Source organism: Psychrobacter sp. S4(2024), assembly GCF_036861305.1.
In the GTDB taxonomy this organism is placed as follows: Bacteria; Pseudomonadota; Gammaproteobacteria; order Pseudomonadales; family Moraxellaceae; genus Psychrobacter; species Psychrobacter cryohalolentis.
On record NZ_JAZAQR010000003.1, the window covers coordinates 164466 to 177044 of the forward strand.

A 12579-nucleotide genomic window follows, 5' to 3' on the forward strand; every position below is an offset into this window, starting at 1 on the left:
ATAGACAAAATTATTTAAGAAATTTGCTGCTTATTAGAGTATTTCTTGGTAGATCATTTTTACTTCCTCTAAAGACATATCCATTGGATTGGTTTCAATGAGACGAGCATAGGTATTAATGACCATATCAGCTAACGCGGGGATATCCTCTGCCGTTATATCTAGCTCATTTAAGCGATATTTTAGACCGCTTGTTTTCAAGAAGTCTTTTAGTTGATTAATAAATTGATGGGCAGCCTCTATGTCAGTCATGTCCGAAGTGTCGATAGGCATCACCGCACGAGCGAGTTCTGCATAAAGAGGTGCTGCTACTGGTAAGTTGAAAGTAAATACACCGCACATCACGAGCGCATTAGCATGCCCATGCGGCACATGGAAGTTAATGCTAAGTGGGTAGGAGAGTCCATGTACAGCTGCTACGGAAGCATTGACAAAAGCGATACCAGCTAGCGTTGAACCTAATAACATATCAGCACGAGCATCAATATCATCGCCGTGATGGAGCACTGTATAAAATTTACTCCATAGCATTTGCAAACCTTTAACAGCCAACGCATCTGAAATGGGGTTCTTTTTGGTGCGACTCGTGTAAGCTTCGATGCAGTGAACCATCGCATCTAGGGCAGTGGCAGCAGTAATATGGCGAGGAAGCTTGAGAGTTAGCGTCGCATCTAAAATCGCGACATCAGGTAGGATTTTAGGCGTGTATATGGCTTTCTTGCTGCCATCCTTTGCTGTGATTACAGATACAAAGGTAGCCTCTGCGCCAGTACCTGCAGTGGTGGGGATCGCAAACAACGGCATTTTTTTAAAACCACTAATATCTGCCTCTAAAAGCTCATTAACCGACTGAAAGTCATTGGAATATAGCGCGACAATTTTCGCGGTATCGATAGGGCTGCCGCCTCCTAAACCGATGACCAGATTACACTGGTTCGCCCTGGCAAGTTCAATAGCTTCTTCGACGACTTCAATAGGCGGATCAGCAACAACCCTGTCGAAGACAACAACATTAATACCAGCCTGCTCTAAAGACTCTTGTGCGATATCGACGTAGCCTAAATCAGAGATACCAGCGTCTGTAATAATAATGGCAGATGTCGCGTCGTACTGTTTTGCTAAACCCCCTAGCTTTTGGCGCATACTGTCAGCTTCGCTAACGATGTGTCCATTAGTATAAAACTCCATCCCTGTCATTCTATTCTTCCTTGTATAGATGAGCGGTTATTTTTGTGTATTTATAGCCTTTAGATAAATCGCTTGTATAAAGTCTTAGTATTAACTCAATCACGCTACAGTGTATATCTATTAATTGGCACTTTTTGTAAGAATATTTCTTTATTAAAAGCATTGAATTCTATCGAGATATTACTCGCTATTTCTTTAGCTTTTTGAACTTTTGACATCATTAATAAGCTTTATCGAAGCTATCGCAATCTATAGGACTCTGGATATATTTCTAGGTTTCTTCCCATCTCCCCTCAAATGGGCACTGAATTTCCTATATAATACGAGCCATCTCGTTGTTGATGATCCATTCAATTTAGGCTTTTTTCTGAACAAGAAAGGCTTTTTATTAGGTAAAAACGGTGCTTTATGTTTAACGCTTCCTCGACTCGTTTAAATAAATACATCAGTGAAAGCGGTATTTGCTCCAGGCGAGACGCTGACCGCTTTATTGAACAAGGTAATGTATACCTCAATGGCAAGCGTGCTGCAGTAGGCGCGCAAGTGGTTGCTGGAGATACGGTGAAAGTCAACGGGCAGCTCATTGAGCCGAAAGAAGCTGATGACTTTGTTTTTATTGTATTAAATAAGCCAGTCGGCATTGTGAGCACCACGGAAAGCTCCGAGAAAAACAACATTGTTGATTTTGTGAGACATAGCGTACGTATTTTCCCGATTGGGCGTTTGGATAAAGATTCTCAGGGCTTAATCTTCTTGACCAGTAATGGTGATCTAGTCAATAAGGTATTGCGTGCTGGGAATAACCATGAAAAAGAATATTTGGTGACGGTGAATAAACCGATAACGGATAATTTTATCGAAGGTTTGGCTGGTGGCGTGCCAATGCTTGGGAAGATGACGAAAAAATGCCCTGTCACTAAGGTGTCGCCTAACGTGTTTAACATTACGCTAGTGCAAGGTCTGAATCGTCAAATTCGCCGTATGTGTGAGCATTTTGGCTATGAAGTTGTGAAGCTTGAGCGTACACGGATTATGAATGTAAGCCTTAAGGGTACGCCCGTTGGAGACTGGCGAGACCTGACGCCAAAAGAGTTGTCTGTTTTACTTAACTCTATAGAAAATTCTTCTTCGCAAGACAGTAAACCGGCTAAGAAATCTCGTAATGCACCACGAAAAAACCCTCGTGCCGATGACTCGTCAAAAGCAAAGTCGTCTTCGAAACCAGCGGGTGCGGCAAAGGGAAATAAAAAACACTCCAAGGATGATGCTAGAAAACCAGCGGGTTCTAAAGGTAGAGATGGGCGTCCTGCTGGTCGTGGTAAGCCGTCAGGGGGTAATGGTAAGTCTGGAGGCAATGGCAAACCTGCTACAAATGGCAAACGCCCTTCAAAAGGTCGTGGTTCTTCGCGATAGTAAGTTTTCACAGTGTGACTGCTTTGTTTATTTCTGAAATGGCAGTAAGCTAAAGAACTTTAGTCTTAACGGGATAATATTATGTTTAAAATAAAAGTAGAGCGCATTGTCAAAAAACCAATTGATGAGGTATTTGAAGCACTGAGCGACCATGCCAGTTATGGCTCATTTAAAGCGGTCGGTGTAGCTAAGTTGGTGAATGAAGGTGACGAGGAGCGCAATGGCGTTGGGGCTTTACGTACCATTAAAACGGGACCTGTTAAGTTTTGGGAGCGAATTACGGCATTTGAGCGTCCTACTCATATGCAATACCAAATCGAAAAATCTAAACCTATAAAAATGCAACATGATAAAGGCGTCATTGATTTAAAAGACTTGGGCGATGGCACTACACACGTGACTTGGGTATCTGAGGGTCGATTGACTGTACCATTGCCATTACTCGGTCGCCTATTTGACCGTCAAATGCAGAAACAAGGAACCATAGGGTTTAGTAGCATACTCAAATCTATAGAAAGCCGCTAATCTAGTGGCAATTTTTGGTTTTATCTTGGGTTTTTGTCGTGTTTGTTATGGTTTGCTCTGAGCGTCGCTGACTGAGTTCGAGCAACCTTTGCTACTATTAATCAGTCTTTTCCTTTATCAATCTCGTTCTTAGCTGCTTCAATCTCGTTAAAGCGTGCTAATTGCTCTGGTGTTGCTTTTTGTTGATGCTTCTCTTTCCACTCAGCATAAGGCATACCATAAACAAGCTCGCGCGCATCTTCGTATTCGATTTCAATACCTCGCTCTTCACCAGCCGCTTTATACCATTTGGATAAGCAGTTACGGCAAAAGTCGGCAAGGTTCATTAGCTCAATATTTTGTACATCTTTACGCTCGTCTAAATGAGCTAATAAGCGACGAAATGCCGCTGCTTCTAATTCGATGTTTGATTCTAATTTTGCCATAAGGTTTTTCCTAATTGTAATTGAATCGTTTCAAAACTGAGATGATACTAACGATATAAATATTGCGCAACCTGTGTTGATCTATATTAAAAAAGTCTATTAGTAAACTTGGCAAACTCATCATAGTAGAGGTTCACCAATTTAGAACGTCTTAAGCATAATCGAAGGCTGATCTACTTGAGTCAGGCAGCAATGCCTGACAGGATTAAATTATCATAATACTGCTTTTCAAACTCAAAGGGTGACACATATCCAATCGTGCTATGCAGCCGCTTCTTGTTGAACCAGTCCACCCACTCAAGCGTGGCTAATTCAACATCATTAACACCATTCCATTGTTCTTTTAGATATTCAATAACCTCAGATTTATAGAGTCCATTGACCGTTTCAGCCAGTGCATTATCGTATGAATCGCCTGTTGTACCAACAGAAGCAATCACGCTAGAGTCCGTCATCTTATCGGTATAGCGAATAGATAAGTACTGAACCCCTCGATCACTATGATGAATCACGTCTTTGGGATTGTTTCTGTCTGCTATTGCTTGATTTAATGCTGCCATTACCATATCAGTGTTCATACGCTTTGATACTTTCCAGCCGACAATAGCGCGAGCAAATACATCGATGATAAAAGCGGTATAGACCCAGCCGCTCAATGTCTTGATATAAGTAAAATCTGCAACCCACAGCTGATTAGGACGATGGGCATTAAAGTTACGATTGACCAAGTCATCAGCACGCTTTTGGTCGTCACGGCTGTTGGTGGTAATCTTACCCTTACCGCGCCAGACACCTTGTAGGCCATGATGGCTCATTAAACGCTCTACGGTACACCGAGCAACCTTTAACCCGTCAGCTTTCATCTGCTGCCAGACTTTGCGAGCGCCGTAGCGGCACTTGCTATTCTGCCAAATACGTCTAATCTCGCTGAGATAGTAGTCGTCATGCTGACTGCGCAGTGAACGCTTTTCAGGGCAGCACTCTAGGTCTTTAGCACGGTGATAGGTTGACGGGGCAATCGGTAGTACTCTACAAATCAGCTCGATCCCATAACTACCTCTATAGTCATCAATAAACTGAACCATTATCTGGGTGGACGGTCGAGCTCCGCCTGGGCGAAAAAAGCAGCAGCCTTACGTATAATCTCATTGGCTTGCTTGAGTTCTCTATTCTCTCGTTCAAGTTCTTTGATACGCTCTTTGTCACTTTGAGCCTGCACTGAGGCGGGAATAGTTTGGTCTATGTGCTTTTTATGCCAGGATCGCAGTGTCTCAGGCGTACAGCCAATCTTTGACGCTATGGCCTGAATGGCTGACCATGTAGAAGGATAGTCGCTCGACGCTTCAATCAGCATGCGAATGGCGCGTTCTTTAATCTCAGGAGTGTAGGTTTGTCTTTTCATTGTCGTATTCTCTCAGAATGTTGAGTCTCCGACAATACCGGGGCGGTTCACGCCTTCAAGAGCCGCTATGATGACTGGACGCATGCCAAATCGTACAGGACTGACTAGACCGATACTCACAGGAGAAAAGATTACACAGAACCCATGGGCAGGTGAAAAAACTGCCGCTGGTATTCTAAGCGATTCAGGTTATCAAACCGCCTTGTCAGGAAAATGGCATCTAGGTGAGAGCGATGGCACTTATCCTCATCAAAATGGCTATGATGAATATTATGGCATCCTACCTGTGGTCTCCAACATGACTGAGATGTTAGATGAACGTATCTATCCAAACTTAGTCAACAATCCTGAACTAAATGCGAAATTAAAAGCTATTCAGCCTCCTGAGATTACCAGCGGTGTCGAAGGTGGACCTTTAAAGATAGAGCAAAAGCTTAAAAACTTAGATGACATCAGAGAGCTCGATCAACAGTTCGCTGATTATTCAGATAGTTTTATCCGTCAAAACAAAGATAAGCCTTTTTATTTAGTGCATTCATTCTCACGACTACACAATGACAATTACCCTGCCGAGGGTTATAAAGGTAAAAGCCCCGCCAAGTTCCCGTATAAAGATGGGGTTATAGAGGTCGATGATATCGTCGGTCGCTTAATGAAAACTTTAAAAGATACTGGACAGCTTGAAAATACTCTAGTGTTCTTTACCTCAGATAATGGCGCGAATGAAGACGTCTGGCCAGATTCAGGCTTCCATCCTTGGAAAGGTGGTAAAGGTACCACATGGGAAGGGGGTATACGCGTACCTGGTATTGCTTATTGGCCAGGGATGATAAAACCAGGACGGGTGAGCGATGGAATTATCGATATTTTAGATCTGTTCAATACCTCAGTTGCTGTTGCAGGACAGAGTAATAAGATTCCTAAAGATCGTTATATAGATGGCATTGATCAAACTGGCTTTTTGTTAGCTGATAATGGTGAGTCAAATCGCGAAACGGCATATTTTTATGCCTTCAATCAATTTACAGCGCTGCGCTGGAATGAATACAAAGTTCATTTTAAAGTAATGCAAACCTCAGCGACTAGAAAGAATATCGATCAAACGACGATACAGACTGCCTCTCCAGCACCTTGGGTTTATAATCTGTACATGGATCCAAAAGAGCAACAAGCTAGTCATATTGGCTTTGAGTGGGGTTATCCACGGGTAGTCGGTCTAGCCAAATATCATGCAGGCACTTATAAAAAGTATCCACCTAAAGATATTGGACTTAATGTTCCTTAAGTATAAAGTGTATGTTTTATAGATTAGTATTGAATGTTGATTTAGTTTATTGAAAATCTGAAGTATCTTGATCGCTTCTAGTTGAGTGATTAAGCCCCAATATTTATCATATTAGCTGAGTAAAAATTAAACATAAAAAGGTCACCAATACTCTATTATTTAGAGCGTTGGCGACCTTTTTTACTATTATCCATACTTACTCATAGCGCACATTAACTCATAATATCGATAATGGTATTGAAGAATTTTGGAATCAGTCTAAACGAACACTCAGAAAATATAATGGGTTCGATAAAAAGCACTTCCTTTTATTCTTAAAAGATTGCGAGTTTAGGTTCAACTATGGGTCACCCTCTAATCAGCTTAAAACTTTGAAAAAATGGTGTGATATTTAATCCTTATCTATTAAAGACGCTACATTTTTTTAGCTGTGTAGTAGTTACCGTTCTCGTTCCAAAACTCTAAATTACCTTTTCCGTTTACAATGAAATACTCATTGAGGCTTTTTTCACCTTCAATTTGAAGTTTTACGCCTTTATCAATTTGGGTAAGTTTGTACTCTTCATCTGAACTCTTCGTATCATACGTTGTCTGCATATAAGCTTTGCCATCTTTTATATAGGCAACCATTCTATAATCTATTCCGTTAGCTACCATCCAACTTCCTAGTATCACGCCTTCTGGAAAAGGTATATTTTTTAATTGTTCATAATCCGCAGCATTCTTTCCCATAATGTGCACTTTAAGATCTGGATCGTAGTCCGTTTTCGCCCAGAAAGCTTGGTCTGTGCCTTCGCCTGCAATACGGTAGCCTATAAAGGTTCGCTCAACTTTTTTATTTGAAAGAGCATATATCTCTTCTGCTATTGTCTTAAGAGTATTCTCATCTGTTCGTGAGGATAACTGCACCTCTACAGTACGCTTGATATTGCCTTTGACCTCATCTTCTGTAATCTTATATGACGGCACGTTAGTAGCAGCGTTATTTGATCCACTAGCATCAGTAACTGTACTTTCTGATGCCGCCGCATCAGGAGTATCTACAGCACTATCAGAACAGGCTGTAAGTATTAAGAGAGCTGTCACAGCAGCCACAATCGTTAATTTTTCAAACATGCTTTACCCCGAGAATCACAACAACAGCATTGTAATGCAAAAATGCAACAAAGGTAATTAAAGATACATTACAATAATATAAAGAAATATGCTTATGTATTCTATTTATCTTCATAGTCTTTTCTAGCAATCGCAGCTAACATATCAAGTAGCATTGAATTAATGGCTTATAAGATCCTGCTCATAAACTTTGTGCTATTCTCACTTTGCAAAGCAATATAAGAGGCGGGCAGCTCTTTTGAGACTATAGCCAACTTCTTTTCTGATAGCATTCTTTTGAGAGTATCCCAATCAGCTTGGTTTATAGTGGTTCCTTTATATCGATCTACTTTAAGTGGTCTACTAATAGGTTTAGAGAGTGAAGTAGCTGGTTCCGCTGGGATATACCTCAGGGAACCAGTAATACGTCCAGTACCAACTCAATATTAAGTACTTATCGAGTTATTCCCATATTTACTTATATCTGCGCCTGCGGATTATTTTTAGCATAACGCCATGACATCAATGCAGTAATAACGAGCACTATTGCAATAAAGCCTAAAGAAGCTGCAATTGGTACATGATAGACCTCAAGTAGAAGCATCTTTATACCAATAAAGGTCATGATTACACCTAGCCCATATGGTAAGTAGTGCATTGTGGCTGCTGCGCCGGCTAATAGAAAGAACATAGCACGTAGACCTAGAATAGCGAATAAGTTGGCGCTTAATACAATGAATGGATCAGTGGTAATAGCAAAAATAGCCGGAATAGAATCAACTGCAAAAATAACATCAGAGATTTCGACTAAAATCAACACTACCAACATAGGTGTCGCCCACAATAGACCGTTTTCACGCACTAAAAACTTTTCGCCTCGCATCGTGGGCGTAATGCGCATATGGCGACGCAGCCATTTTAATAGCTTCATTTCTTCAAGGTCGACAGGTTCGTCATGGCCACCTTTTAAAAACTTATAGCCGGTATAAACCAAAAACGCACCAAATATATAAAGTATCCATGAAAACTCTTGAATGAGCCATGCGCCTGCAAGAATAAAAATAGTACGTAAAACAATAGCGCCTATCACGCCATATAATAGGATACGACGCTGTAATGCAGGTGGAACAGCAAACGCGCCAAAAATCATGAGCCAGACAAACACGTTATCAATCGCTAGTGATTTTTCGATTAAATAACCAGTCACAAACTCTAAGGTTTTTTGGTTAGCAACTGCCGTACCCAAATTTGTATTTAAATACCACCATAATCCGCCTGCAAATATTGCAGATACACTGACCCAAGCGATACTCCATAGTGCAGCCAACTTGATAGATACAGGTTGGTGCTCATTTTGTACTGCGTTTACGTCGGAATTCTCTGGGAGATCTTTGTGTTTAAAGCCTAAAAAGTCGATCAATAACATGACTGCGACTATTACAAAAAAAATGGCATATAGCCAAGGTGTGCCGATGGTTTCCACAATATTCCTCAAGTATAGACAACAGGGATCACTATTCTATTTAGTTCCAATTGGTATGTCCTCATACTAGCGACAGAGCCCTAAAAAGAAACTTTAATATACACATTTTACTTATCTTTACCTACATTAATTATGAACCCTGCCGTCAAATCCTTACAAACAAACTTGAGTTATGTTGATCAGGCGGCTTAATAATGTCCGTTGTTTCCATAACAGCGCTTATGGCAAATAAAAATAATGATCCAAAAGCTCACTGCGTATACACAACGAAGTACACTAAAACTATCTCAGGGATTAAAATCGTTGCTATCATTCGCCTACAGCCTAATGTTCAAGTCCTCACTAGGGGACCGCCTATTTTTCCCATAAGAGTGATTATTGTAAATATGTCGTATATTCTGTTATTAAGCTGGATAAATAAAAAACTAGTTATTATAAGTTCGTTCAATAGTTTTTATATCTCTTTCTAATCTGGCAATACTACACCAAAGGAGGTTGGTGGCTTCTCAAACAGACTTAGGAATCGCAATAAGTCTATCTTACTGCCATCAATAGTTAACTCATCGGATAACAGTATTTTTTTGATACCCGCTTCACCAATTAGCATATCAATAAATAAAGGATGAGGCAGGCTTAGTGTGGCGTTAACCTCTTGTTTTAATGGTATCTTATTATCTAACAACCTATGATGAAGAACAGCGTTTTCAACCCACAGTAGATAGCTTTCATCTAAATCGGTAAAGTTGATCTTAATGCGCCAGTCTTTATCGGCTGCGTCCTCAGCTTTTAGTCGGACAGACATGGTATCGAAAAAGTTTGATACTGGCGTTTGCAAAAACACATCTTTTAAAGAGGCCATATCAATGCCTGCATTTGGTGTGCCTTGGCGTAATTCTAATGCTGCTGTCAAATAAACATCGCGCCATGGACCGGATTCAGCTTGATACCCTAACTGATCATAGGTGCTGGCTAGCAATTTTCGCGCAGCAGTGTTACTAGGTTCAGCAAATACCAAATGATTTAGTAGCTCAGCACTCCAGCGATAATCCCCTTTATCAAACGCCGTTTGCGACTGTGATAGCATCTTCTCACTACCAACCATGGCAACATAAGCAGTTGCACGTTGCGCATCAGGTAAGGGATCTAAATGGGCGGGATTGGCATCATACCAACCTAAATAGTTCTGATAAACAGCTCGGGCATTGTGCTTAACCGTGCCGTAGTATTCACGATTGGAGAATACTTTAGATAAACTGGGCGGCAACTTGATGTCTTCTGCAATTTCGCCCGGCGTCATGCCTTTATTCATCCGACGTACGCTTTGGTCATGAATAAACTTATAAGTATCACGCTGTTGAGTTAAAAAGGTCTGAATTCTCTCTTGACCCCACATAGGCCAATGATGACTAGCAAAATAAATATCGGCATCAGCAAATAGGTTACGCGCCTCTTCAATATAGCTACTCCATTTCAGCGCATCACGAACTTTTGCGCCACGTAAGGTGTAGAGGTTATGCATATTACGTGAGACCAACTCTGCACCACCAAAAGCCTTGTACTTTGGTAAATAAAAGGTCAGTTCTGCTGGAGCTTCAGACTCTGGGGTATATTGAAATTCGAAATCTATACCATCTATCTTTAAGTCAGTTGGGGTAGCGCTGACTAACTGCGTCGGCTTAGCAATACTGAATTGGCCAAAGGCTGGACCCTTACCTAAACCCGTATCAACATGACCGAATTCATCACGTGCTAAATCCTTACCGTACATATAAACGGCACGACGGCTCATCGCCGTACCCGCAAGAATATTTTCACTGGTTGCTTCTTCCATGAAGCCACCAGGAGCAATGATTGGAATATTTTTCTTGGCAATCTCTTCCTGACTGACAATGCCTAAAACCCCACCAAAGTGGTCAATGTGACTGTGAGTAAAAATAATAGCACTGATGTTGGTGGTATTCGGATAACGCTTAGCCAAATGCTTCATAGCAAAATCAAAAGCGTAACGGGCGGTTTCTTTTGAGGTCATCGCATCAACGACAATCCAGCCACTATCGGCTTTAATTAGCGTCATGTTAGATAAATCAAAACCACGTAGCTGATAGATGCCAGGTGTAACTTCAAACAGGCCTTGAATGTTATTAAGCTTAGCCTGACGCCACAGGCTAGGATTGACAGTGTCGGGAGCCTCACCTTGAATAAAATCATAGGCGACCATGTCCCAAACATTTTTGGTGGGATCCGTTGCAGAAGGTATCTGTAGATATTTTACACTGGCAATCAGGCCGCGACGCGCATCTTCAAAGTCCTGTTGGTCGGCCAAGTTCAGCTCACTAGCAACCTGACGGTTGAATTCTATCGTGCTGGCAGTTGCCGCACGTTCACCATCACTAACCGCTATTTTTGTCGTTGGTGCATTATTGTTGCAGGCCACCAGTAATAAACTGCTGCATAATAGTAGGAGACGGCTTGAGCTCAATATACTAGTGTGAGCTGTGCTTGAGAAGGTATTACTTACCATTATAAATTCCTTTTTTTGATAAATGACACAGAGGTACATTGACCTCATTAAACTCATCAGTTGATACATGACCAATAGCACTATTCAGTTATCTTTGTTAGATTGACGTTTAGTGGCACAATAAATCAGCCCGACCAAAAATTTTTCAGAGAACCAATATGAAAGACAATCAATTCAGTGTTCATAAAAGTATGGTTCTCTCTAACAGAAAAGCATTGGCTTTATATTTATTTAAAATCAACCGTTTTCACGATATACCTGAAATTATGTTACAAGCCCTTGATTTAGATAAATTCGATGGCGACAGAGTCCCTCTTGAGGTCGTAACCAAAGAGATCAATTTGGCTGCACATACTTTGCAGGAGGATTATTTGGGCTTAAAGGTCATGGATCTGGTCGATATAAAGTCTTTACCTTTATACCAAGGTATAAAACTGTGCATTAATCCTTTATTAAACGCTGATATACAGATTCCATTTATTGTACTTTGCCGTTTGGTTGCTCGATATTTTAAGGTAATTACTGAGTCCATACAGGTATGCTTAATTGAGGAGAGAAACCTCTTACGCTTAGATTTTAAGCCAAGTATGCCAGAGCAGTTTAGTCATCATCAGATTGACGGCGTGATGCTTGCTGTGCATAAAATATTAGCTAGCTTTAGCCCAGTAAAGCCTACAAAATTAACGCTATTCTATCGTCGATCCTCGCATGATATAGAGCTTTATAAAAAACTATTAGGAGTATCTGCCGAACTATTTGGCGCAACGAATAGTTTATATTACACTCTAAAAACCAATTCCCCATCTAACGCCATATTGGTTACCCAGTCTGGAAAAATATTAGAAAACACTTTTTTTATTGGTCCGTTGCACAACATGTTAGATAAAGAGTTTCCTAACTTAAGTTATACAGAACGTTGCCAACATATATTAACCACTATTATGGGATTGAACGAACCTACTCGTGAACAAGTTGCACAAGTATTGAATATGAGCGTCAGTAGCCTGCAGAGGCGTTTACGAGAAGAAGATATGTCGTTTCAACAGATACTATTAGCTACTCGCAAAACAATGGCTGATAAATACTTGCTAGAGCAGCATCTATCAGTCACCGAGGTTGCTTTTTTATTAGGCTATCAATCTAGTAGTCAATTTTTTAAAGCATTTAAGCAGTGGTATGCAATGACCCCGATGGCTTATCAAAAACTCCATCGGAGTGATTCCTAAATCAATAAGCTAAGTC

Annotated in this window: 10 protein-coding genes, 1 pseudogene and 1 other annotated feature; of the genes and pseudogenes, 5 read left to right on the forward strand and 6 right to left on the reverse strand. The window is 40.8% G+C overall.

The annotated features are described in order from the left end of the window. Positions 1–33: 33 nt before the first annotated feature. Positions 34–1197 (reverse strand): iron-containing alcohol dehydrogenase, encoded by a 1164-nt coding sequence (locus VLA57_RS08645; RefSeq protein WP_333954811.1) that lies wholly within the window; start codon positions 1195–1197, stop codon positions 34–36. 399 nt (positions 1198–1596) lie between these two features. Here VLA57_RS08645 and rluF point away from each other — a divergent pair, with 399 nt between their 5' ends. Together rluF and VLA57_RS08655 are read left to right on the forward strand one after the other, a co-directional pair. Further along, positions 1597–2601 (forward strand): 23S rRNA pseudouridine(2604) synthase RluF, encoded by a 1005-nt coding sequence (rluF, locus tag VLA57_RS08650; protein WP_201531564.1) that lies wholly within the window; start codon positions 1597–1599, stop codon positions 2599–2601. Positions 2602–2682: 81 nt separating this feature from the next. Beyond that, positions 2683–3126, forward strand: a complete 444-nt coding sequence (locus VLA57_RS08655) for an SRPBCC family protein (protein WP_181210262.1) — start codon at positions 2683–2685, stop codon at positions 3124–3126. Positions 3127–3227: 101 nt separating this feature from the next. Here VLA57_RS08655 and VLA57_RS08660 read toward each other — a convergent pair whose 3' ends face one another. Both VLA57_RS08660 and VLA57_RS08665 read right to left on the reverse strand, forming a co-directional pair. Continuing rightward, positions 3228–3551: a DUF1244 domain-containing protein gene (locus tag VLA57_RS08660; protein WP_181210261.1), complete on the reverse strand. Its 324-nt coding sequence runs from the start codon at positions 3549–3551 to the stop codon at positions 3228–3230. Positions 3552–3733: 182 nt separating this feature from the next. Next, a protein-coding gene (locus VLA57_RS08665) for an IS3 family transposase (protein WP_442968870.1) occupies positions 3734–4953 on the reverse strand; the annotation gives its coding sequence in 2 pieces (ribosomal slippage) (positions 3734–4677 and positions 4677–4953; 1221 coding nt in all). Next, positions 4562–4678, reverse strand: a sequence feature (AL1L pseudoknot). Its footprint overlaps the gene before it by 117 nt. A gap of 34 nt (positions 4954–4987) precedes the next feature. Here VLA57_RS08665 and VLA57_RS08670 point away from each other — a divergent pair. Beyond that, positions 4988–6238: a sulfatase-like hydrolase/transferase gene (locus tag VLA57_RS08670; RefSeq protein ID WP_333954893.1), complete on the forward strand. Its 1251-nt coding sequence runs from the start codon at positions 4988–4990 to the stop codon at positions 6236–6238. A gap of 230 nt (positions 6239–6468) precedes the next feature. After that, positions 6469–6633 (forward strand): annotated as a pseudogene (locus VLA57_RS08675) (IS1595 family transposase); the annotation flags it as partial. 19 nt (positions 6634–6652) lie between these two features. On the opposite strand, the gene VLA57_RS08680 reads toward VLA57_RS08675, so the two are convergent. From VLA57_RS08680 to VLA57_RS08690, 3 genes are all read right to left on the reverse strand, one after another. Beyond that, entirely contained in the window at positions 6653–7354 is a 702-nt protein-coding gene (locus tag VLA57_RS08680) for a hypothetical protein (protein ID WP_333954813.1), read from the reverse strand. A gap of 457 nt (positions 7355–7811) precedes the next feature. After that, positions 7812–8816: a TerC family protein gene (locus tag VLA57_RS08685; RefSeq protein ID WP_181210252.1), complete on the reverse strand. Its 1005-nt coding sequence runs from the start codon at positions 8814–8816 to the stop codon at positions 7812–7814. 466 nt (positions 8817–9282) lie between these two features. Continuing rightward, entirely contained in the window at positions 9283–11337 is a 2055-nt protein-coding gene (locus VLA57_RS08690) for an alkyl/aryl-sulfatase (RefSeq protein ID WP_181210251.1), read from the reverse strand. Positions 11338–11495: 158 nt separating this feature from the next. Between VLA57_RS08690 and VLA57_RS08695 the strand changes: the two genes are divergently transcribed. Beyond that, a complete protein-coding gene (locus tag VLA57_RS08695) occupies positions 11496–12563 on the forward strand; it encodes a helix-turn-helix transcriptional regulator (RefSeq protein WP_181210250.1) in 1068 nt (355 codons plus the stop codon). Positions 12564–12579: the final 16 nt, after the last annotated feature.

Bases quoted from the DNA above. Each gene is read 5' to 3' on its own strand.
- VLA57_RS08645 (WP_333954811.1), bottom strand. From the start codon at position 1,197: ATGACAGGGATGGAGTTTTATACTAATGGACACATCGTTAGCGAAGCT.
- rluF (WP_201531564.1), top strand. From the start codon at position 1,597: ATGTTTAACGCTTCCTCGACTCGTTTAAATAAATACATCAGTGAAAGC.
- VLA57_RS08655 (WP_181210262.1), top strand. From the start codon at position 2,683: ATGTTTAAAATAAAAGTAGAGCGCATTGTCAAAAAACCAATTGATGAG.
- VLA57_RS08660 (WP_181210261.1), bottom strand. From the start codon at position 3,551: ATGGCAAAATTAGAATCAAACATCGAATTAGAAGCAGCGGCATTTCGT.
- VLA57_RS08680 (WP_333954813.1), bottom strand. From the start codon at position 7,354: ATGTTTGAAAAATTAACGATTGTGGCTGCTGTGACAGCTCTCTTAATA.
- VLA57_RS08690 (WP_181210251.1), bottom strand. From the start codon at position 11,337: ATGGTAAGTAATACCTTCTCAAGCACAGCTCACACTAGTATATTGAGC.
- VLA57_RS08695 (WP_181210250.1), top strand. From the start codon at position 11,496: ATGAAAGACAATCAATTCAGTGTTCATAAAAGTATGGTTCTCTCTAAC.